The sequence below is a fragment of the Arachidicoccus ginsenosidivorans genome (genome assembly GCF_007971385.1).
GTDB classification, from domain to species: Bacteria; Bacteroidota; Bacteroidia; order Chitinophagales; family Chitinophagaceae; genus Arachidicoccus; species Arachidicoccus ginsenosidivorans.
Genome location: NZ_CP042434.1, coordinates 3,462,517 through 3,483,949, shown reverse-complemented (window position 1 = coordinate 3,483,949; position 21,433 = coordinate 3,462,517). Strand labels below are relative to the sequence as shown.

General features: G+C 41.8%; 23 protein-coding genes. All 23 read right to left on the bottom strand.

Annotated features, from left to right (window positions below; all coding sequences use genetic code 11):
• Nucleotides 1-273: 273 nt before the first annotated feature.
• A complete protein-coding gene (locus FSB73_RS13995; RefSeq protein ID WP_146783387.1) occupies nucleotides 274-1,077 on the bottom strand; it encodes a helix-turn-helix domain-containing protein in 804 nt (267 codons plus the stop codon).
• A 1-nt stretch (nucleotide 1,078) separates the two neighbouring features.
• Nucleotides 1,079-1,498, bottom strand: a complete 420-nt coding sequence (locus FSB73_RS13990; protein WP_262712340.1) for a GlcG/HbpS family heme-binding protein — start codon at nucleotides 1,496-1,498, stop codon at nucleotides 1,079-1,081.
• Nucleotides 1,499-1,813: 315 nt separating this feature from the next.
• Nucleotides 1,814-2,605, bottom strand: coding sequence for an SDR family oxidoreductase (locus FSB73_RS13985; RefSeq protein WP_146783384.1), 792 nt, complete (start codon nucleotides 2,603-2,605; stop codon nucleotides 1,814-1,816).
• A gap of 825 nt (nucleotides 2,606-3,430) precedes the next feature.
• Complete coding sequence (locus FSB73_RS13980) at nucleotides 3,431-4,495, bottom strand: phosphotransferase enzyme family protein (RefSeq protein WP_146783381.1); 1,065 nt, start codon at nucleotides 4,493-4,495, stop codon at nucleotides 3,431-3,433.
• Between the two features lie 97 nt (nucleotides 4,496-4,592).
• The gene (locus tag FSB73_RS25090; protein ID WP_225974015.1) at nucleotides 4,593-4,877 is read right to left on the bottom strand and encodes a hypothetical protein; all 285 of its coding nucleotides are present in this window, start codon (nucleotides 4,875-4,877) and stop codon (nucleotides 4,593-4,595) included.
• Between the two features lie 43 nt (nucleotides 4,878-4,920).
• Nucleotides 4,921-5,583: a Gfo/Idh/MocA family oxidoreductase gene (locus FSB73_RS25085; protein ID WP_225974014.1), complete on the bottom strand. Its 663-nt coding sequence runs from the start codon at nucleotides 5,581-5,583 to the stop codon at nucleotides 4,921-4,923.
• On the bottom strand, nucleotides 5,580-5,948 hold the full coding sequence (locus tag FSB73_RS25080; RefSeq protein ID WP_225974013.1) for a twin-arginine translocation signal domain-containing protein: 369 nt from the start codon (nucleotides 5,946-5,948) through the stop codon (nucleotides 5,580-5,582). The genes FSB73_RS25085 and FSB73_RS25080 overlap by 4 nt, the downstream gene beginning before the upstream one ends.
• A 498-nt stretch (nucleotides 5,949-6,446) precedes the next feature.
• Nucleotides 6,447-6,752 (bottom strand): hypothetical protein, encoded by a 306-nt coding sequence (locus FSB73_RS13970; protein ID WP_146783378.1) that lies wholly within the window; start codon nucleotides 6,750-6,752, stop codon nucleotides 6,447-6,449.
• A 220-nt stretch (nucleotides 6,753-6,972) separates the two neighbouring features.
• Complete coding sequence (locus FSB73_RS13965) at nucleotides 6,973-7,278, bottom strand: hypothetical protein (RefSeq protein ID WP_146783375.1); 306 nt, start codon at nucleotides 7,276-7,278, stop codon at nucleotides 6,973-6,975.
• A complete protein-coding gene (locus FSB73_RS13960; protein WP_146783371.1) occupies nucleotides 7,275-7,733 on the bottom strand; it encodes a hypothetical protein in 459 nt (152 codons plus the stop codon). The genes FSB73_RS13965 and FSB73_RS13960 overlap by 4 nt, the downstream gene beginning before the upstream one ends.
• Before the next feature lie 69 nt (nucleotides 7,734-7,802).
• Entirely contained in the window at nucleotides 7,803-7,955 is a 153-nt protein-coding gene (locus tag FSB73_RS25075; RefSeq protein WP_262712339.1) for an RNA polymerase sigma factor, read from the bottom strand.
• A gap of 40 nt (nucleotides 7,956-7,995) precedes the next feature.
• Complete coding sequence (locus tag FSB73_RS25070; protein WP_262712338.1) at nucleotides 7,996-8,205, bottom strand: sigma factor; 210 nt, start codon at nucleotides 8,203-8,205, stop codon at nucleotides 7,996-7,998.
• Between the two features lie 218 nt (nucleotides 8,206-8,423).
• The gene (locus FSB73_RS13950) at nucleotides 8,424-9,392 is read right to left on the bottom strand and encodes a transketolase family protein (protein ID WP_146783366.1); all 969 of its coding nucleotides are present in this window, start codon (nucleotides 9,390-9,392) and stop codon (nucleotides 8,424-8,426) included.
• 68 nt (nucleotides 9,393-9,460) lie between these two features.
• Complete coding sequence (locus FSB73_RS26770) at nucleotides 9,461-9,586, bottom strand: hypothetical protein (protein ID WP_262712337.1); 126 nt, start codon at nucleotides 9,584-9,586, stop codon at nucleotides 9,461-9,463.
• 106 nt (nucleotides 9,587-9,692) lie between these two features.
• Entirely contained in the window at nucleotides 9,693-10,520 is an 828-nt protein-coding gene (galE, locus tag FSB73_RS13945; protein ID WP_225974012.1) for a UDP-glucose 4-epimerase GalE, read from the bottom strand.
• A gap of 298 nt (nucleotides 10,521-10,818) precedes the next feature.
• Nucleotides 10,819-12,153: a Gfo/Idh/MocA family protein gene (locus FSB73_RS13940; RefSeq protein WP_146783363.1), complete on the bottom strand. Its 1,335-nt coding sequence runs from the start codon at nucleotides 12,151-12,153 to the stop codon at nucleotides 10,819-10,821.
• A gap of 64 nt (nucleotides 12,154-12,217) precedes the next feature.
• Nucleotides 12,218-13,558 (bottom strand): Gfo/Idh/MocA family protein, encoded by a 1,341-nt coding sequence (locus tag FSB73_RS13935; protein WP_146783360.1) that lies wholly within the window; start codon nucleotides 13,556-13,558, stop codon nucleotides 12,218-12,220.
• 5 nt (nucleotides 13,559-13,563) lie between these two features.
• Nucleotides 13,564-14,931 carry a 3-keto-disaccharide hydrolase gene (locus tag FSB73_RS13930; protein ID WP_146783357.1) on the bottom strand — a complete coding sequence of 456 codons (1,368 nt, stop codon included), beginning with the start codon at nucleotides 14,929-14,931 and terminating at the stop codon, nucleotides 13,564-13,566.
• A 680-nt stretch (nucleotides 14,932-15,611) separates the two neighbouring features.
• Nucleotides 15,612-15,749, bottom strand: a complete 138-nt coding sequence (locus FSB73_RS26765) for a glycoside hydrolase family 30 beta sandwich domain-containing protein (protein WP_262712336.1) — start codon at nucleotides 15,747-15,749, stop codon at nucleotides 15,612-15,614.
• Nucleotides 15,746-17,371, bottom strand: a complete 1,626-nt coding sequence (locus tag FSB73_RS13925; RefSeq protein ID WP_225974011.1) for a glycoside hydrolase family 30 protein — start codon at nucleotides 17,369-17,371, stop codon at nucleotides 15,746-15,748. The genes FSB73_RS26765 and FSB73_RS13925 overlap by 4 nt, the downstream gene beginning before the upstream one ends.
• Before the next feature lie 157 nt (nucleotides 17,372-17,528).
• The gene (locus FSB73_RS13920; protein WP_146783354.1) at nucleotides 17,529-18,608 is read right to left on the bottom strand and encodes a glycoside hydrolase family 16 protein; all 1,080 of its coding nucleotides are present in this window, start codon (nucleotides 18,606-18,608) and stop codon (nucleotides 17,529-17,531) included.
• A gap of 175 nt (nucleotides 18,609-18,783) precedes the next feature.
• Nucleotides 18,784-19,842, bottom strand: a complete 1,059-nt coding sequence (locus FSB73_RS13915; RefSeq protein ID WP_146783351.1) for a hypothetical protein — start codon at nucleotides 19,840-19,842, stop codon at nucleotides 18,784-18,786.
• Nucleotides 19,843-19,922: 80 nt separating this feature from the next.
• Nucleotides 19,923-21,428: a RagB/SusD family nutrient uptake outer membrane protein gene (locus FSB73_RS13910; protein ID WP_225974010.1), complete on the bottom strand. Its 1,506-nt coding sequence runs from the start codon at nucleotides 21,426-21,428 to the stop codon at nucleotides 19,923-19,925.
• Between the last annotated feature and the right edge of the window lie 5 nt (nucleotides 21,429-21,433).

The following is a 21,433-nucleotide window of genomic DNA, read 5'->3' as shown; positions in this document are numbered from 1 at the left end:
ACACTATTTTCGTCACTCCCTATTTAGCTTTCTATTGCATTATGAAGCTGACTGCCTCCCCAATAAATCGGCTGCCTAGAAACGGCACATTATTGCGGCTGTATTCTTTTGCTTATTATTGCCATGCGTAATTTAATGACAATATTACCTCATAAGAAAATAGACGCGATTCAAAATCTACAACAATAGCCATTGCAATACTTTTAGGCTGTACTGGGCAAGCATAAGCCATCGGATTTATAGATTAAACTTAATATAAATAATGCCTTTAGGCTATATTTCACTAGAGGTAATTCCAAACTTTTGTTTGAAAGAATAGTAAAAATGCGATAGGTTTTCAAAACCCAAATCAAGATAAAAATCCGAAGGTCTTTCCTGGTTTTGCCTGATACGATACATCGCCTCTTCTAGACGTCTATCTTTCAACCATTGTTTAGGGGTGGCATGGAATTGCTTTGCAAAATCACGTTTAAAACCAGAAACGCTTCTACCTGCCAGTCTCGCAAATACCTCTACAGACACGTTAAACATATAATTTTGATTCATAAATTCCATCAAATCTATTTTATATGGCTCAGAAAAATCAAATAACACATTTTTCATATCAGGGTCGCTTTGGAGTATTAATTCAATCGCTTCCCTTATTTTCAAGTCTGCCAGTTTGGGCGTCGCCTTCTTGGTCTTGTTGATATATGGACTTAATGAAAGAAAATAAGCATTCAGGAATTTATCCGTTTTAAAAAACAATTTATTTTCGGTCTTCTTTGCATCCTCTAAAACAACTTTATTTTCGAATGCATACCGTCGCAGTGTATCAGTATCCAAAGTAATAGACAGAAATTGATATTTACCCGTTTTTGAAGGATATTTTATTGTGCGGATCAGCTGGTTTCTTTTTACCAGTACGACAGAATTTTCACGAATAACCGAGTTTCCATCTGCATAAAATGCATGCGTTTCGCCTGATAACTGAAAGCCCAGAAAATGATCGGGAATAAACTGTTCATCGCCTCTATATTTCTCAAATGAACATGAATATACCAATTTATCAAATATAATTTCACTCCTTTCTGCCATACTACAAATATATAACAAAATCAAGCAAGTGATTGAGCTCCTGCTTTCGCAATTTCCCTATCTTGATGCACAGCTCCACCCGAAGCGCCAACTGCACCAATGATATTCCCTCAGCATCCTTAATTACAGCGCCACCTGGCAAGGTCAAAAGTCCACCATTTGACATGAGCATGCCATAACCTTGCACGTCGGCACCTGCAATAATCTCACCCATGACCTCACTGTCCACTCCAAACATCACGGCTGTTTTAGCCTTCCTTATAGCAAAATCAATAACGCCATACACACTGTCCAACCTTGCAAATGCAATAAGATGTCCTCCATTGTCTACCACTGCAATACTTACTGGAATATTGAATGCGTTGGCCTTTTCTATAGAAGCATTTAAGGCTTTTGATGCTTCTAGATAGGTTAATTTCATGTTGCTTTATTTATTGTCATGTCAAAATACAATCAGTTTTCAGCCGAAGGCCTGTCCCCTTATCCATCGGATAATCCAATAGCAATGCGACCATAGGCTGTTTTTAAATCTAAGCAACTTCCTTTCAATCAAAAATTCATTGCATAAATAGGAGCCATATATTAAATAGCAGCAGGATATTTTAGTAATAATACTATTTAATGTCATTTAAAATTATACTCGAAGCTTTCACTAAAAAGGCAGAAGCTTCAAAGCCAAAAAAAAGGACAATGAAAGCCAAGCAAGGATTTTAGGCTATATTTTGCCAAAAATAACTCAACTTTTTACTGTCCAGGCTTCTGCTTGTAATTGTTTCACCAAGTCTTCCGTTTCCTTTGGATGAACATTTCTGAAATTAGAATTTTCATCTAAAGCAACAGATACTATTGTATCTGCCATTGATTGAGGATCTAACTGGTTCTTTAGGGATTCAATAGCATCATTAAAAACTGCTGGGGGCGTAAAATTATCTTTCGGATCATACCAACGGAAAATAGAATCAATTCCACGATCATTAAATCCCGTTCCAAAAACACCTGGATTACACGTAGCAATTTTGATATTAAACGCAGCCAATTCAGTTTTCAATCCTTCTGCTATGGCTTCCATTGCATGTTTTGTAGAACAATATGCAGCCACATAAGGCACCGTCCAAAGACCGCCCATGGAGGTAGTGAAGACAATTTTTGCCGCTCTTTTCTGTCCGATCCATTTTTTAATAAACTTTTGCGATAACTGTAGACCTCCGAAAACATTAACATCAAACATGTTTCGGATTAAATCCAGCGGTTGTTCCGCAATTGGACCTCCTTCCATTACGCCGGCATTACTGATCAGAATATCGATATCGTATTTACCAACGATATAATCAATATCCCTGGAATTTGTAACATCCAGTTTGTCCGCGATAAGTTCAACTCCCAGATTTTTTGCTTCGCGGATCAAATCACTCATCTGTGGATAGACTTCTGCAGTAGCGATCACTTTGTAGCCCTTTTTTGCCAAATCAAATGCAGCTATTTTTCCAAAACCACTCGCCGCTCCTGTAATTAAAATTGTCTTGCTCATTTTTGTAGATTTATAAATACAATAGCAAAATTGAGCTAATTACAACCATTTTATATTGCTGAAAAGTCCAAATATTTATTGCTGAAAAGTCCACCTGATCCATTCAATTTTAATATATTATTTTTTATTAATACAACCACACTCTTTCACTGTCTGTCACAACATGCTTTCAGCAAGATTATTCATCTTTAAATTTTATGCAACGACTTTTATTTTGAAAATAGATGACTGCTTTACGTGGCATCCATAACTCCACATAACTAATTAAATTAATACAATGAGTAGCATGGAACCCAATAAAAGCACGGAAATATACAGAAGGTTATTATGCCTCCCAGGCAGGCTCTGGTTGATTTGAATGTATGGCGCAAGTGCCCTCAACCCAAATATCTTAAAAAAGATGTATTATGATGCATCACAATATAAGGATACACTTTCACAAAAGGAAAATCCATATTACAAACAGTAATTTTTTTAAAAAAGTTTTAAAAATCTGGGCTTAGGCAGATTGCTTGTAAGGTGGATTAAGTCTAATAAACCTCATTATATGTTTAGCAAGTTGTTCCAGCAAAGATAATAGCTTCGTAATGATCTCTTAATACCAGCATTGGATTGGATATAGAATTACTTGTCAGCAGCCGCTTTTAAAGATACACGGACAATTATTATTGAGTTCAACCCTAAAAAAGGCCCGCACCTGGATTATATTATAACCGGCACGGACCTCCGCTCTCATTAAACAAAAAAACTTCAAATTATATACAGAAATCAGGATCAATGCTTCATAAACCTTACATCCGCACATCCTGATCATTTTATTACCTTTTATGCACTATAAACCTTTGTTTTGCTTCTGTTATGTCCCTCTACATAGACAATCAGTTGTTCCAGTAGTTTAAACTGATTGGCAGCGCGATCCAGGTTCTGCTCTGGGTAACTGATCTGATAATAAATGTCTTCATTCAAAAAATCCGTTAAAAACCTGAGTGCTTGCATATAAACGATCAATTTACCCGTCATATCGATCTGCTGCGTCTCCTCCGCACTCAGATAAGCATGCATGGACTCCAGATAACCTTCCCGAATGGCCTCATAGAAATCTCCCCTGATAACCAGTTCATTAATGGCCGCATGGTTTTCCGGATAATTGGGCACCATGGAGCGTATCATATCACCGATATCAGAGATGAATAGCCCAGGTTGGGTCGTATCCAAATCTATAGGGCTATAGATTTTATTATCAGCATTTTGAAAGAGGATATTGGCAATCTTACAGTCGTGATGCAATATATGCAACGGAAATAATTTAGGGCTAGACTGGACTTTTGCAAAAAAGTCCACAAGTGGTTCATGCTGCCGGGCTTTTTGGATGAGTTCCAATGCTGCGTTTCTCCGCTTTTCTGAGGCGCCATGCAGCGCATCCTTAAATTGGATGAAACGTAGTCCAAGATCATGAAATCCAGGCAATACTGTCTGGATGCTTAAAGGATCCAGATTGTCCAGGTTCGCTGAGAATTCTCCAAAACAAGAGGCTACCAGATAAGCCTGATCTGGCGTGGAAGAAACAACCGGACTATACGTATCCAAAATGTATTCAAAACAACGCCATACATGAGAAGGACCTTTAAATAACAACCCGCCATCATGGGTTTTTAAGATACCGGGCAGTTTATAACTGTCCTGGTCCAGAAAATGCCGCTGAATCTTCAAATAGTTTCGTTGCAGCTTATCCGGATCATCAAATACCTTGGTATTGATACTTTGCAATAAAAAAACCTGCCCATCCGGAAATGTTGTTTTATAGGTGTGATTAATGAGTCCAGTAGAGAGTTTTTCCATCTCTAATGGTTCAGGAAAGTTAAAAGCCTCTTTAACCGATGATTCTATCATTGGGGTCTTAATTCGTGAATTTTAAAAGTCCGATGCGCGCGCCTATGATGCGCACATCGGATTAATATTATTATATTTATTGTCCATCAGGGCATTATCAATAACTGTCATCTAAAGCAAAATCCTGCTTACGCAACATCCAGTTACCACTTGTAAAATCCGGGAACTCTACTGTTGCATTGCCCAGCTCAATGGATCTTTCACTTAGCGGGGTAATTGCACTCCAGGCGGCCGCATCATAGACATCCATTGGCGTTGGCGCTGCTCTTTTGATGGCTTCCACAAAAGCATGGATGACAAAAAAGTCCATACCGCCATGACCAGCTCCTTTGGAGTCTTCACCGTATTTTTTCCACAGCGGATGATCGTATTTTTCAGCCATTCATCTGCTTTATCCCAGCTGTCATAATTTGGGGATACGCCATTTACGTAAATGGTATTACTGACATCCATCCAGAGCCCTCAGTTCCCTGTACCCTGAATCCCAATGAATAAGGACGCGCAACAAAGGTATCATGTTCTAGTAAAATAGTCTCGCCATTGGCACATTTTATATTGGTGGTGATCATATCTCCACATTTGAAACGCACTTTTGTACCAGTGCCTCTTTCTCCATTCTTATCCACTGTGTACTTATGAAGTCCCCTGGCCTTGGAATCAAAACTGGAAAGGGTCAAAAAGCGATTGCCTCTATTAATATCAATCATCATGGCGCAGGGTCCGATACCGTGTGTCGGATAAAGATCCCCATTACGATGTACAGAATGTGCTGTGCGCCACTGCGCTTCGGAAAAAGCTTTTTCCCCAAATATATAATCTGTACCGTTTTTTTCTTTTGTAAATAAAACAGAGCGCAGGTTATGCTGATACCCGCCTTGCAAGTGCACAATTTCTCCAAATACATTTTGGCGAACCATATTCATTACTGCCATTACATCGCGACGGTAACAAACATTCTCCAGCATCATAACATGGGCTCCGGCGGCCTCTGCTGCGCGAACGACCTTCCAGTGATCCTCCAGCGTAATCCCTAAAATCACTTCTGTAGCGACGTATTTAATCCCCGCAGCAATACTGTCTAGGATCATCGGTGCATGCCACTCCCAAGGGTAGCGATAATCACACCATCCAGATTTTTGATATCAAATACCTTTTTATAAGCGGTTTTATCACCCAATATGATTTGAGGCATCGGCCGGCCGGCTTTTTTAATGATATTTTTAGCCCGGTCCATCATTTGTGGGTTAATATCTGACATGGCCACGATTTCCACATCATCCCGATTGCAAGCGAGTGCGACATGGCTTTCCCCTCTTAGTCCGACGCCTATAAAGGCCAGTCTTACTTTTTCATTCGCTTTTTTAGGACGGGCAAATAAATGGCCCGGTAAGATAGCAGCACCTGCCGAAGTAACAGCCACCGCCTTCACAAAGTCTCTTCTGGTTGTGTTCATGCTTTAAATTTTGCTCGTTAATAAAGTGAAAGTTAAAGATGGGCATTTTTTGGAACAAATGAACACACAATCGTTTGCCCAAGTTTTAGTTATATTGCTGTGGGCACGATGATTAGGGGCAAAAAAAACAGCCATACGTAGAAACGAGCGGCTGTTGCTAACCTATGAAAAACACCTAAAAGTTGAAGTACATGGTTTGATATATATAACCAGTACTTAAAATATTGTATTATTATTTTCTAATTATAGGGTACCAATTAAAATACTGTATGTATTACTGGCCAGTCGGTTATTGGTGACTTCTACGCCGATAAAATTGTATATAATTATCTATCAATACCTTATAATCTTATTTATCTAAATTTAAATTTCGATTTATAATTTCGTTTATTGCTTTTGCCTGTTGTTTTGTGTTCCCGCGTTGTTTTGTTATTGGAATCTGCTGCACCTTCACCTTGAACTTAACCTGGTTCATAATAAGTATACAAGATTCCACATTTATTTCTTGCCTTTTTCAGCAGGCACCTGCTTTCTGTTTTTTAGTTCTTCCTTCAACATTTTTCGATAGGACTTCTCCGCTTTAAATACGTTTTCGGCCCTTTCATGCGAATGTAGTATACGAACAAAATCGTCCCGATACTTATCCTTTAATGCTGATGCCTTTTCATCAAATGCCGGTCGGTTGCCGATGTTTGAATGCCAGGCCTTTTTTATTTTTAAAAAATAACTGTTATAAACAGGCCAAAACTCTTTAGATTCTGATGCAGTTAAATTCAGTTGTCGGGTAAAAAAAGCTATTTTCACCTTTTCAACTTTGTCGCCGTTTCGGGATCCGTTAGTCTGTGCAAGGCAAATATAACTATGAAAAAACAAAATCCCTAAAAAAAATATAATTTTTTCATTCCTCATCCAATTTTCATACCTCAAAAAATCAAAAAATTTAAGATATAAATGATAATATATTATAAATTACCTCAATACGTAGCCGGTGTTCGTTCTAAATAATTCTCCAATTCCTCATTTGTCATACTACTGATGGCTTTTGGGTCTCTTTAGCCGCCTGTTCACTCAAGGAATCTTTATGCGTTGGATCCGGGGTGCTTAAATAACCCATAATCTCTTCATCTGACAGTTCAGAGAGTCCAGCAGCATTAAAACTATCGTTATCTGCGGAATTGATCTTTGAAGCAAATTGGTTATTGCTGACCGGCATGACCGAATGCTGGTGGTGATTGGTAAAATACCTTTCTCCACTAAAAAGTACTACGACAATTGCGGCAGCGGCCACGGCAGTACGCCAAATGCGTTTTCTGGCCGTAAGCGGAATCACTTTTGTGCCAGAATTATCAGTGGTTTATTTGAAGTAGTTATATCTGCTTTAGTTTCCGCTAGCTTTTGTGTTATTTGTAGTGGCTGAAGGCTGGAAAAATACCCAGCCGGAACCGTATAAACATTTTTGTTTCCGATTTCCAGTAAGAAAGGTGCAACTGATTCCAATTCTTTTTGAACCGATAACTGTTGAAAATCAGGCTGCTGATGAGACGGTGCTGTCTTTTCTGATGCATGAATCCGGCTGAGTATTTGATCTGCCAGTCCAGTAAAATAATCTTTGGGAACCTGGTAACCCATATTCCCAGAGAAATTTTCTAGTCTGATCTTTGCCATAATTTCATCAGCCAACCCTTCAAAATAGAACAGCGGCACTTGATAGAGCCGTTCCATCTTGTTTATGGTATCCAGTAAAGGCGTTCCATCCGGGCCAGTATATCTCAAATTCTTTTCCATTTTAATATTAACTTATCATTCGACAAGCCAAATAGACTTTCGTTTAATCGTTATTTCTGATAAATTCTTCTATTTTTTAGCCGCATGGTGGTAACTGGCCTTTAAAGCCCCCTCACTGGTATCCAGCACCCGGCTCATTTGCTCATAGGGCATTTCATCATAATAACGCAAATTAAACACAAGTCTTTGCTTTTCTGGTAGTTGCCCAATGGCCAACTGCAATTTCCATTCCAGTTTTTGGCATCAAAGCCATCATCTGCCTTTATTTTATTAGAAAGTCCGCTTTCAACGTCATCAAAGCTAACGGAGCTTTTTCTTTTTGCTGCTCCAAAAAGGTAAGGGATTCATTGGTGGCAATACGGTATAACCAAGTATAAAGCTGGCTATCCTCCCTAAATCCATCAAGCGCCTTCCAAACTTTGATAAATACATTTTGCAAAACATCATTGGCATCTTCATGGCTGACAACCATCCTTCTGATATGCCAATAGAGTTTCTCCTGATACTTTTTAATAATATCAGTAAATGCTTTTTCCCGGTTTTTCCTCCCTGAAAAGTCTTAAAAGCTCGCCGTCGTCTAAAATCATAGATAATTTCTACTAATGTCCAATAAATACAAACTGCGGTAAAAATAGGAAAACCTGCTTTAATCCAAGCAGGTTCCTTATTTTTCCTTTAAGCGGTAAAGACTTAGGCTTTTTTGCGGGCTACCGCCTTTTCAGCGGCTGCTACAATAAAGCGTGGCGTCAAACCGTACTTATCCAGCAGATCGATGGGTTTGCCACTCTCACCAAAGGTATCTTTTGTTCCAATAAACTCAATTGGAACTGGAAAATGCTGTCCGGCGACATGGGCGACGGATTCTCCGAGGCCACCCCAGATATTGTGCTCCTCACAGGTTACTGCGCATCCTGTTTTTTGTATTGAGCGGATAACGGCTTCCTGATCTAAAGGCTTAATCGTATGTAAATTAATTACTTCTGCACTGATTCCCTTTTCCTTTAAAGCGCGGGCTGCTTCAATTGCATACCAAACCAAATGGCCACAGGCAAACAGAGAAACATCCGTTCCCTCTGCCATCAACTGTGCTTTGCCGATTACAAAGTCACTGCCGTCTTCGGTTGTAAAATTAGCCCATTTAGGTCGGTGGAAACGTAAATAAACAGGACCGTTATGGCTGGCAATAGCCTTGGTGGCAGCCTTGGTCTGGTTATAATCGCAAGGGTTAATGACGGTCATACCAGGCAGCATTTTCATCATTCCGATGTCTTCTAAGATCTGATGGGTCGCACCATCCTCGCCCAGTGTTAACCCGGCATGACTGGCACAAATTTTAACATTTTTGCCGCTATAAGCGATGCTTTGACGGATCTGATCGTAAACACGGCCCGTACTAAAGTTTGCAAATGTGGTGGTATATGGAATTTTGCCGCCTATCGTCAAACCAGCTGCAGTTCCCATCATATTGGCTTCTGCAATGCCCATTTCATAATAACGGTCAGAAAAATCTTTGATAAATGGGCCTAATTTGAAGGATCCGGCCAGATCTGCTGTCAATACGACAACATCTTTATTCTCTTTAGCGATCTCATAGATGCCATCCCCAAAACCCGCACGGGTTTCTTTTTCGTTTTGAAGCTTGATATCCTCTAAATGCATAGTTCTTTTTTAATAATTTTGTTTAAAATGAGATAAGCTGCAAGATAAACAAATACATTGATTTTATTTTAATTTAATACAGATTTCTCCTGATTGGTATAGCGGCCATCTACAGACATTTTCTTTTCCCAGGCCCAGGCCGTACGCATCATTTCATCCAGATCATAACGGATTTGCCAATCAAGGCTTTCCACCGCATACTGATTATTGGCATAAATAGCCACGATATCCCCGGACGATTGGGTCCGATTACATAATTGAGCTTTTCACCACTTACTTTTTCAAAGGCCTTAATGGCCTCTAAAACGGTAACACCATTGCCGGTTCCCAGATTAAAGACGTCGCAGCGCGACTTATTTTATTTTCCAGTAAATAATTCAGCGCCAGTGTATGTGCATGGGCAATATCCGAAACATGGATAAAATCACGCAGACAACTGCCATCTCGGGTATCATAATCTGCCCCGAATACGGTCATCTGTGGCAATTTACCAATAGCTGTCTGCGTAATGGCAGGCACCAGGTTTTGCGGCCTTCCCAAAGGAATTTCTCCGATCTCATTAGAAGGATGTGCACCTACCGGGTTAAAATAACGCAGTAAAATGGTCTTCGTTTCATGGACTTTGGCAAAATCCCGGATAATCTTCTCTCCCATCTGTTTAGTGGCTCCATAAGGCGATTCAGCCTCTTTAATCGGGGAGGCTTCGGTCACCGGCATACTATCCGGACTACCATAGACCGTACAAGAGGAAGAAAAGACAAATTGACCTATATTAAACTCTTCCACGCATTTCAGGACATTGATTAGGGATTCCAGGTTATTTTCATAATATTCCAGCGGTTTGTCGACAGACTCTCCTACTGCCTTATAGGCGGCAAAATGGATCACCCCTTCTATTTCAGGATTCTCTTGAAAAACGGCTCTGGCATCCTGCCAGTTTTTAAGGTCTACTTTATAATTTTTCAGCTTTTGGCCGGTAATTTTTTCAATGCCATCCAAAAGTAAGGTGGTCGATTTAGAGTTATCATCAATAGAAATTACCTCAAAATCATTTTCCATAAGATCTACAACAGTGTGCGCGCCAATATATCCGCATCCTCCTGTAACCAGGATTTTCTTCTTTGCCATATACCAGAGTTTTTTTATTGAGCCGTAAAAATAGCCCAGATTTTACAATTAATCGTTCGCTTCCAGCAGCACTCTACGCAATCGATTTAGTTGGAAGGGTATTTTTGTCCCTTATTAACTCGTGTAATCGCTGATCTAAGGATCACCCAGTAAATTCTCCCTTTCCAAAAAAGGCGTTTGTCTTTCTTCCTACGGAAGAAGGACAAACGCCTTTTTTTATTTATTCAATTTTATTTTTTTGCTATCTGCACTTTACTTTTTGGCGTTTAGCACAAACAGCTGATTTTAAGTTGGTTGACTATGCTTTAGGAAAAGCAATGCCATTGTGATAGGGGGATTTAAGGTATTGATTACTCTCTTTATCCGTAAATTTCAAGGCCTTGTCATCCCAATGGATAGTTTTGCCGACGCGTTGGGCAATATTGCCCATACAACAGTTCATGGCTACCTGGCAACCGTCTTCTATCGGCGTTTTGAGATCTGTTAATTTTCTGGATTTAATGACCTCCACAAAATTTTTGGTATGCAGATCCAATCCGTTGTCCACCGATTTTTGCTTTGGCACGGCTTCCATCAGTAATCCAGAACTTTTCCTTTCCGGGATGACCTCCCAGCCACCTCTATCCAACACCAGGGTGCCTTTATTACCAATAAAGGCTACACCATGGCCTCTGCCATATGGACCACCACCAATGCCCATGGCCTGTTCCCATACCATATTAAAATCACCAAAATCATATAAAGCGCTCATGGTATCCGGCCACTGCTCGGCATCGTTTGGATAGCCGGTTTTACCACCGATAGCAGAAATAGCCTTGGGAAAGCGGTGACTGGCTTTCATGCCCAGCATCGCATAATCAATCATATGTACGCCCCAATCGGTCATCAGGCCGCCGGCATAATCATAAAACCACCTGAAGCTAAAATGAAAGCGGTTGATATTAAAAGGCCTTTTGGGTGCAGGGCCTAACCACTGATCATAATGTACGCCTGGTGGCACGGGACTGTCAGGCTGGACTGGCACTTCATCTTTCCATCCGATATAAGCCCAGGTCTTGACCAGTCTTACTTTGCCCAGCTTGCCGGAATGAACAAAATCTACAGCGTCCTGAAAATGCTTTTGACTGCGTTGCCATTGGCCTACCTGTACGACATTATGGTATTTTTGTTGTGCGGCTACCATGGCCCGGCATTCTTCTATGGAATGCCCGGTTGGCTTTTCACAATAAATATCTTTACCAGCACTGGCGGCATCCACCATCATTTTAGCATGCCAGTGGTCGGGTGTGCCAATGATCACGGCATCAATATCCTTATCCTCCAGCACTTTCCTATAATCGGTTAATGTGCTCACTTTATGGCCGTCTTTTGCCAATTCTGCCGATCTTTTTGCCAGCACCCGTTCATCAACGTCTACGATATGGCTGACGTTCACCTCTGGATTTTTTAAAATGGACCGCAAGTCCGAAAATCCCATACCATTGACACCAATGGCGGCAACCCGGATTTTATCCGAAGCCGCAATTTTTTTTCTAGCAGCCATTAAATCCAGTGGCAACATCGATGCGATCCCCGCACCGGCTGCGATAATTGAGCCATTTTTTATAAAGGCTCTTCTGCTTTTATCTGTCATATTACTTTAATCAATTTTTGGGTTTTAATTATAAGCGCAGCATGCAGGGCTTTTGACTTTAAATTTACACCTTTGGCTGCCAGCCACTGGCATATTGACGGCCCCAGAGCTTTTGCACTTCTGCATCCTCAACCCTGCCGGTTTTGGGATCTACCGCGAACCCTTTGGCCGCGCGATAGGCCATATTGGTATAATGCACCATAGCCATAGAGATGCTGGCATCCGCAATAGGTGCATGTAATTTATCTTTCCCACGGATGGTATTTAAAAAATTGATCATATGGGCTGTTGTGGTGTCTCCGCCACCACCCAGTGCATTGCCCGCTTCATGGCTCGCACTGTCAAAATTTTTAACCAGTTTACCTGTGCGGTCCATTAGTTTGTATTTGTTTCTGTCGACATAAACCGTTCCTTCAGAGCCAAATATAATGGTGCCTCTGTCTGAACCGTAGGTGTTATACCCATTTCTGCTCTTACCATCCCACTGAATAATTTTATTTTCGGGGAACCTGAAAGTTGATAACATGGTATCATACATCTCCCAGCCATCACTTAGAAAATGTCTTTTAGCACCTTCCACCTCGGCATACTCAGGATAATCCACCCCAAGTGCCCAACGGGCAACATCTAGTTCATGGGTGGCATTGTTACCCGCCTCAGCTGTTCCGTAATTCCAACCATACCAATGCCAGTTATAATCCCAGGTATTATCGGTATAATCTCTTCTGACAGCGGGCCCTTGCCAGAGTTCCCAATCTAGCCCTGTAGGCACGGCCGCCTTGGTCTGATTAGGGACTTTCCCTCTGGAATTGGAATAGAAGGCCACGGCTTTATAAGCCGTGCCTATCACGCCCTTGTGAATCTGACCGATAATATCTATGGTGTGATTGGAGGAGCGCTGTTGATTGCCCATTTGCACTACCTTATTTAATTTTTTAGCGGTAGCCACCAACCATTCATTTTCCTGCATATCATGGCTGCAGGGCTTCTCCACATAAACATTTTTACCTGCCTGCATGGCCAGTATCGATCCGGGCGTGTGCCAGTGATCCGGGGTCGCATTGACCAGCACGTCTACATTTTTATCATCCAGTACCTTTCTGATATCATTTTCCAGGGTCGGTTTACCCGTTATATGCTTAGATATTTCTTTTAAACATCTTTCCCTTTGGTGTTGCATCACATCACAGAGGTACATAACCTGTACATTGGCTTCTTTTCTGCCCATGGGTTCATAATAGGCACCGACTCTTCTGCCCAGTCCAGCCAGTGCAACATTAATACGGTCATTGGCTCCAATGATTCTATTATAACTACTGGCAGACATACTCATAACGGATTTCCCCAGCATAAGTCCCGCACTGCTTAACAAAGTCTTTGATATAAAATCTCTTCTTGTTGTCATAATGGTTAGTTTAACGCTTTGATTTTGACATTTCTGAAATACACTTTATTGCCATGATCCTGTAGCAGGATATAGCCTCTTTTGGCCAGGCCAAAATTTGGCCATACCTTATACTTGCTCTCTTTGACCAGGCGTTCAAAATCCTTACTGCCTCTTTCATATTCCAGTACTTTTACGCCGTTGAGCCAATGTTCTACATGGTTATTTTTGCTGACAATATAAGCCGTATTCCACTCACCAATTGGTGTAATGGGCTTTTTAGGATCCGCTTGAATCATATCATACAGGGAGCAAACGGTTCTGCTGCCTGGTTGCGCTCCCAGTTTGGCATCTGGATGGTTGGCATCATCGAGTATCTGGTATTCCAGACCAATGGCAGAACCTGCGCCTTTATTTAACTCGGGATCCACATAGTATTTGATACCACTGTTTGCGCCTTTAGTCAGTTTAAAATCCACTTTTAGTTCAAAATCACCGTATTGATCATCGGTAATGATATCTCCGCCATCGGCAGATTCTTTTCCATCAGCCGCATTGACAATAAGCACGCCATTATCGATGGTCCATCCTTTGTTGGGAAAATGATCTAGTTTAGCACCTCTCCAACCATTGGTTGTTTTACCGTCCCATAGTAATTTCCAGCCGTTTTTGGCTTCCTCTGGGGTTAATGTATTTTTTGTATAGGTTGGTTTTGCCGTAGAAGCTGTGCTGTATTTAGCCACATCTTTGGTGATGATCCGAACATTCTTCCACATAATCTGTTTGCCAGCGGAATCTTTATCGCCGATCTGATGCACTTGCAGGGCAATAAAACCGTCATGGGATTTATCATCAATCAGATTGGCAGCTGCCACGCCGTTGATCCAGGTTTTGATGGTATCACCAATAGCCTCGATGCGGTAGTGATTCCAGTCATTTTGTTTAAACGCATGTCCGGCAGTGGGGTTGTCTGTTAATGGCACCAGCCAGCCGCGTTGAGCCTCTTCATAAATACCGGCACTCCAGGCCCGGTCTGAAGGATCAATCTCTATCTGATAGCCATGTACGCGGCCATTTTGATAAACGGGTGTGCTATGACTTCTGATCTGGATACCTGAGTTCATGGAAGGATCGACCTTATAATCCAACTCCATGATAAAATCACCATAATCTTTATCCGTACATATAAAAGAATTCGGCGTATGATGGACAGTCGTGCCCACAATCATCCCGTCTTTTACCTGAAAGTCGGCCTTGCCGCCTTTTTGGGTCCAGCCAGACAGGTCTTTCCCGTTAAACAATGGCTCCCAGGGTGCGTTTGCCTGGTCCTTATTACCGCCGGCAGAACAACCTACGGCTGTCATGAGTGCTAAGCCCACTAAAATCGATTTCATATTCCGTTTTTAAATTTATAGTCGTGAAAAAAAATCAAACGCTTAAATAATGCCCAAGTATTCTGGCGTCAACAAAAGATAAAACAAGTTCCCTTCTGAAACTACCCCATCAACCTTACGCACATTTGTTATAAAAATCCAGGTATTTTTCCGCATTACCTGCTTAACCCGCACATTGTATTTTCCCTTTCCCCCTGCAGATCAAATTCGCCCTTTTATAACTACTGTTACTATACTACTACTTTAAATTATAATAATTCCACTGGCGCTCCCCATTTTAAACTAAGCGACTCCCCTCATTAAGACCAATAAAACAGTCGTCTCTATAATCCTTCCACACAAGGTCAACAAGGTCAATAAATAGTGTCGAAATAAAGGTAATTGAAATTTTCTATTAAAACGCCACAAATTCTATCAGAAATTAAGCATTTTGTCTCATTGCTTGACGATTTTGATAGAAAAATCGTCAAAAATATGCATAAACAGGTTATACATTGGATAACATAGGAGATATCAGGCAATACCAAATATTGGTTTGTCTACTTAAATCGAGGTTCAAGCAAAATAGAAAAGGCCAGACAACGAGTGATTATTGTCTGGCCTTATCCAAGCTTCTTTTATTTTGTTTCTATTTATCTACGCATGCTTACTTTTCCTTTTTCTGTTCTTTGCGCTATTTTTTATTGCCAGACAAAGGTGGCTACTGCACCGGCAGGCAATGTAGGTGTTACGGTTTTCCCATTGGCCGCTATATTAAAAGTCATCGCTACGGGTGCTGTATTTAAGACAATCAACACCTTTTTACCTTCTGGGGTCAAAAAGCCACGTTCAATAAATTGGTTGCAGTACTCGAACCAATGCGCACTGATCCAGGTCGTACAAACTTGGCTGCATGGGCGATAATATAATAACTCTGGTTTCTCTTAGATACAGCACCACCACTAATCGTAACGGCACCCAGACAATCCGAGCATCCGCCGTTTAGGTGCGGTTGGTTATTTGGATCGGAGGCGAGATTCCATTCTAATACATTCTTGCTCCAGTTTTTAGTAGCTCCAATAATCAGGTTCTGCACATGCCACTGAAGATCCGAGCCAAAATTACCGCTGGCGGCGGTATATTGTTCCGTGAAATACAAATTCTTTTCCGGGAACTGATCATGAACCTCAGACATCTTACCGATATCTCCTGCATATAGATGAAAGGCGGCACCATCTACCAGTTTATAGGTATCTGGATCACTTAAAATATCAGTGGCGTATTCAGGATGATCCAGGTTATGGTCATACACAATAATTTTGGTGGTAAGGCCACTTGCCTGAAAGGCAGGTGCCAGATAATTTTTGATAAAGTCATTTTCTGAGGGAGCGTCCATCAGCATAGAAGGATTATTATAGGAATTTAACGGCTCGTTTTGTGGGGTAACAGCGTCAATTGTAATCCCTTCTTTTGCCATTGCCTGGATATACTTTACAAAGTAATTGGCATAACTCTGATAATATGCCGGCAGCAAAGTTCCAGGGGTGGCTCCGCCACCATAAAGGCTATTGTTGGATTTCATCCAGGCCGGTGCGCTCCAGGGAGTGGCAATGATTTTTATGTCTGGGTTGATGGCCAATATTTTTTGTAATACAGGAATCAAATCTGTTTTTTCCTTGTCAATACTGAAATCTTTCAACTCAGTATCTCCTGGCGTGTCATCATAAGTAAAAGCGGTAGCGCTTAAATCGGAAGCACCTATGCTTAGGCGCAGATAACTGACACCTATATCTGAGCCATCAGTAGCAAACAACTCTTTTAATAAGTTCTCTTTAGCGGTGGATGTCAACCCGTTAATAAGGGTGGCGCTTCCGCCAGTCATGGTAAAACCAAAACCATCAATGGATTGATATTTTTGATTCGCATCCACACTGATGGTACCATATCCATTAGTAGCCGTCCCAAAATTCAAGGCGATATTTTGCTGCTCAAAAAGGGTGCTTTTATCGGGCGTCGTCAGCCAATAAGCAACATCCGCGTGCATTAAACCGCAATACACCTGCACTGAAAAAGAAGTGTCTTTATGTACGCTGCCATTATAAGCAATTACCTGTACCGGATAGGAGGTGGTGGTATTGGGATGACTGGTAAAAGCATAACTTACTTTGCCGCCACTGGGATTATTGATTGTAAAAGTTTTATTACTTTCTGTAGGTAGGATTACCTGATAGGTAGTCGCATTTTGGGCGGCCACTTCAATATTTACGCTGCCACTGCCATCGCCATTCGGCATGGCGCCGCTAGCGCCCACTACCTCTACAGCTACCGTTAAGTTTGCAGGTGTTTTTACACTACTGGCCGGCGCGTCCTTTTTGGAGCAGGCCAGCGCACAAACCACCAAAAAAAACAGGCACAAGTATAAGTAACCTGTTTTAATTTTATTCGCTTTTGCTAAGTACATCTTTGTTATATTTTTCAGCCCGGCTGTAACAACCTTGCTGACTCATTTGAATCCCACTAAAACCGAGTTCCTGTTCATTACAGAACAAACGACATCAGCCAATAAGGGAGCCCGAATAAAACAGGCTTTAAATGGATATTTCAACCCTACGCCAAGCCTAATTATATACCCTTACATAATCTACATACATGGTAGAACCTGACCCCAAATTAATGGTTGTTCCGCCCATATTACCGCCAACAGCTACATTGAAAATAAAGAAGAATTTCTGGTTAAATGGCAGGCTACTGTCATTAGCATGGCTGTAGAGCAGCGTCCCGTCATAATAAAAGGCGATATGATCGGCGCGCCAATCCATGGCATATTCATGAAACCCTGTTGTAGCACCCGTAACGACACGGGACTGCATGGCATCACTTCCCCAATGCAAAGAAGACAAAATGTTTTCAAAGCCAGTTACCGTACCTTCTTCCATCAAATCTATTTCTCCGCAGGCAGGCCAATTAACAGTCGTAATATTGCTGCCTAGTAACCAAAGTGCTGGCCAGGTGCCGTCATCGCCTGGGATCTTTGCCCGGATAACCACCTTACCATATTTAAATTCATATTTACCTTGGGTATTGATTCTGGCAGAAGTGTAATCCCAGCCACTGTTATTGTAGTTAGGGGACTTAAGTGCCGTAATCTCCAGGTTGCCATCTTTCACCCGAATATTGGCGTCGTCCTGGGTATAATATTCCTGTTCATTATTGACACCCAGATTGCCGGTTTCATAATTCCAGGTTTTGGTATCGAGCGTTGTGTTATCAAATTCATCTGACCATATGAGCACGGTACCCGGTTCTACGGCCGCTTTAACATACACGGTCGCATAGATTGTCGTATCTACTTTGACCGTATTGCAATAAGCGGAGATCTTGATAGGATATTTAGTGGTAGCTCCTGGCTGGGAGCTGAATATCCCAATGACACTGCCACTATTTCCGTTCACAGAAAATGACTCATTTTCTGTGGTCAGGCTTACAACAAAGGAGGTTACATTTTTACCAGAAAGGTTGATGGTCACCTTACCGCTACCATCTCCTCCTGGCTCAGCAGTTGTAGCCCCGGCGATCTGGACACTATAAGAAAGATCCGTAGGCCTAGCCGGCGCCTGATAATCACTGCCCTTGCTGCAACCCAGTAGCAAAGCAAAAACAGGCACGAAAAAAAACAGGACTGAATATTTGCGTTTCATGTAATTTGTTTTAAAAAGGACTTTCCAACCAGTATATTATTCAGGCAAGGTAATAAGTATTAACCGCCTTGTTTTCTGGTTGGAAAGCCACTTAAGTTTTAAAGGGCTAGCCTTTGGGTTTGACAAATGTTACGACAAGTGAATATACAAGCGTCATGACACTGTTCCCCTTTATTTAACGATCTGATCTCATCATAAAGGTAAATACATTTCCATCAGCGTCATAATGAACGCCGATGGCCAACATATCATAATGCTTACCTGATGCATCAACCTGATCTGTTTTCATCTCTAATACATCATAGGTAACAGCGTTAGCTGTTGGTGTCACCTCCTCAGCATTATTGATCTTATCTTGCAGACCAAAGTGCCCCCCTTTGCCAGTAATCGTAATGGTACCCTGTTTCAATTCTCCGGCAGGTGCAGCTGCGATTGTATAACCAAAAGTACCACTGCCCCAAGGTTTCAGTGCCGGCACCGCGTCATATAAAGTGGTAGAAGAAACCGTTGCCTGGGTCGTATTCCATGGAGTTGGTAAGGCTTTGGTCCAACCGGAACCACCATTATCCAGGTAGACAGTATTATGATCATCATAGACCATCTTTCCAACCTTTGCAAAATTAAACGTGTAGGTATCGTCAAAATATCCATCACGACCGGAGCCGTCTGTAGCTATTTCTCCCGGACCAAAGGCCCACCAGGCGCCGGCACCACCGTTTATCTGCCCTAAACAATTATCATAAGTGTCCCAAACAATTACCGTACTGACTACCCGGTCAGCCTTCCAGGTTCTGCTGGTTTTTCCAAGTGCAGCTCCTGTCAATATACCTAAAAGTGTCGTAGGCCCTACTGCATAGACATTATCCTTGTCAACGGTGACTGCTTGCTGAATTGTGTCTGACAAACCACCCGGACCGCCTGCAGCCATTTTAACCGTATAAGTACCAGCGAAAGTAAGTGCCAGCCGCACAGTATCTCCAGTAAACGTCCCAACAGAATTGCCCGCATCATCCAAAACAGTCCAATAAGCGGTCATTGACTGGGTGCTTGTATTAATTAACTCTACATTAGACGCACTAGCCTCGCTGGGCGTTAATGCCGCAGATGTAAAACTTGGCGTTGGAACGATGGCCTCCAAAGATCCTGTATCTTCTTTGGAGCAGGCGCTGAATAATAAACAACCTGCAATAAGTGCCCAGCCAAGCTGTCCGGTAGATTTTATTATATTTCTCATAAAAAAAGTTTTTTAAAATAATGTTTATAGGTTCTATCAGTACCCGGGATTTTGAATAAGCTTGGTATTGGTCAGCTCATTTAGAGGGATTGGTAATATTTCATTTTTACCAACTTTAAAATTCTTGGAATAACCCTTTTCCATATGATTGAGGACTTTGTCTGCGTCCCCCAACGAACCAGATCAAAGAAACGGTGACCTTCAGTAGCCAGTTCAAGTTGCCGCTCATTTTTAATGGCATCCATGGTTACAGGCACGGAACCCAGACCTACTCTTTTTCTTACCGCATCTAGCAATGCCTGAGCACGGCTCTTATCCCCACTACCCTGTACGAGTGCTTCCGCTTCCATTAAATACGTATCGGCCAGGCGAATCTCAATATAATCTACTCCATAGTTTAAATAAGGATCTCCTCCTGTGCCTTTCCACTCTTGTAAGGGTGCAAATTTAGCCACATTGTAACCAGAGTAAGGAAAACCAACTGAAAAATCAGTGGCAGAATAAGCACAAAGTCCTGCATTGGCCATGCTGTCTATATTATAAATAGTATACGGATATCTGGGATCGTATTTACCGTTTTTAACCATCGCATCATACAAATCATATGAGATTGGTGTAAAGCCCCAACCTGTGACTATCGTAGGCGCCGGTGCACTTTTAAAGGTGTAATTTCTGGGGCCACACATAACGGCATACATATTACCGGTGGCGGTTCCTCCGCTCCAGTCGCCGTAATTTTGGGTCTGGGTATGCTGTATTTCAAAAATAGATTCTGCATTGAATTTCTGGGTAAAAATATCCCCGTAATTATCCAATAGGTGATATCCATACTGACTGGTTCCACCAGGTGTGCCGTTCACTTTTGCCAATTCTGTAGCTGCCTGTGTGTATTTCTTGTCATACAAATAAACTTTGCCCAGTAAGGCAGTTGCTGCACCTTGTGTAGCCCGACCGTTTTCAGAAGCAGGCACCTTAGCCGGCAAATCAGGGATCGCTTCACTTAAATCTTTCTCAATTTGTGCATAAACTGAATCCTTTGAAGATTGCCCGGTCGCATAGATTTCATCTAAGGTCATTTGGCTAGTAATTAAAGGCACATGACCAAACCAGCGCACCAAATGAAAATAATAATAGGCCCGTAAAAACTTCGCTTCTCCAGTATAACGTTTCAGGGTAGCGTCATCAAGTCCGGCACCGTCTAATTTGGACAAGATCAGATTACTTGCCTCCACGCCCTGAAAGTTGACCGTCCAAAGCGCACTGGGCATCTGAGCCGGCGTTAATAAATCCATATCATTCATGGCCGTCCAGGTAACCTGGTCATTGGTGCTGGCACCTCCTGAATAACATTCATCAGAGGCCGCATTGGCCAGGCCTTCCTGAGAACAATAGCTACCCGTATAGGTCACCTGACTGGGAGCATAGGCGGCTACGAGGCCTGCATAAGCCTCGGCCGGCGTGGAATAATAATTACTTTCTAAGCTTTCTCCTATAGGTTTCGGACTCAAAAATGACTTGGAACAAGAAGCCATCATGAACATCCCTGTCAGAAGTAAGAAGCTATTTACTATTTTATTTCGTTTCATAATAC

Bases quoted from the DNA above. Each gene is read 5' to 3' on its own strand.
- FSB73_RS25090 (WP_225974015.1), bottom strand. From the start codon at position 4,877: ATGGCTGAAAAATACGATCATCCGCTGTGGAAAAAATACGGTGAAGAC.
- FSB73_RS13995 (WP_146783387.1), bottom strand. From the start codon at position 1,077: ATGGCAGAAAGGAGTGAAATTATATTTGATAAATTGGTATATTCATGT.
- FSB73_RS13915 (WP_146783351.1), bottom strand. From the start codon at position 19,842: ATGAGAAATATAATAAAATCTACCGGACAGCTTGGCTGGGCACTTATT.
- FSB73_RS13980 (WP_146783381.1), bottom strand. From the start codon at position 4,495: ATGATAGAATCATCGGTTAAAGAGGCTTTTAACTTTCCTGAACCATTA.
- FSB73_RS25085 (WP_225974014.1), bottom strand. From the start codon at position 5,583: ATGATCCTAGACAGTATTGCTGCGGGGATTAAATACGTCGCTACAGAA.
- FSB73_RS13990 (WP_262712340.1), bottom strand. From the start codon at position 1,498: ATGAAATTAACCTATCTAGAAGCATCAAAAGCCTTAAATGCTTCTATA.
- FSB73_RS13940 (WP_146783363.1), bottom strand. From the start codon at position 12,153: ATGACAGATAAAAGCAGAAGAGCCTTTATAAAAAATGGCTCAATTATC.
- FSB73_RS13925 (WP_225974011.1), bottom strand. From the start codon at position 17,371: ATGTACTTAGCAAAAGCGAATAAAATTAAAACAGGTTACTTATACTTG.
- FSB73_RS25070 (WP_262712338.1), bottom strand. From the start codon at position 8,205: ATGGTTGTCAGCCATGAAGATGCCAATGATGTTTTGCAAAATGTATTT.
- FSB73_RS13960 (WP_146783371.1), bottom strand. From the start codon at position 7,733: ATGGAAAAGAATTTGAGATATACTGGCCCGGATGGAACGCCTTTACTG.
- FSB73_RS13910 (WP_225974010.1), bottom strand. From the start codon at position 21,428: ATGAAACGAAATAAAATAGTAAATAGCTTCTTACTTCTGACAGGGATG.
- FSB73_RS13985 (WP_146783384.1), bottom strand. From the start codon at position 2,605: ATGAGCAAGACAATTTTAATTACAGGAGCGGCGAGTGGTTTTGGAAAA.
- FSB73_RS25080 (WP_225974013.1), bottom strand. From the start codon at position 5,948: ATGAACACAACCAGAAGAGACTTTGTGAAGGCGGTGGCTGTTACTTCG.
- galE (WP_225974012.1), bottom strand. From the start codon at position 10,520: ATGGCAAAGAAGAAAATCCTGGTTACAGGAGGATGCGGATATATTGGC.
- FSB73_RS13920 (WP_146783354.1), bottom strand. From the start codon at position 18,608: ATGAAACGCAAATATTCAGTCCTGTTTTTTTTCGTGCCTGTTTTTGCT.
- FSB73_RS13930 (WP_146783357.1), bottom strand. From the start codon at position 14,931: ATGAAATCGATTTTAGTGGGCTTAGCACTCATGACAGCCGTAGGTTGT.
- FSB73_RS13950 (WP_146783366.1), bottom strand. From the start codon at position 9,392: ATGCATTTAGAGGATATCAAGCTTCAAAACGAAAAAGAAACCCGTGCG.
- FSB73_RS13935 (WP_146783360.1), bottom strand. From the start codon at position 13,558: ATGACAACAAGAAGAGATTTTATATCAAAGACTTTGTTAAGCAGTGCG.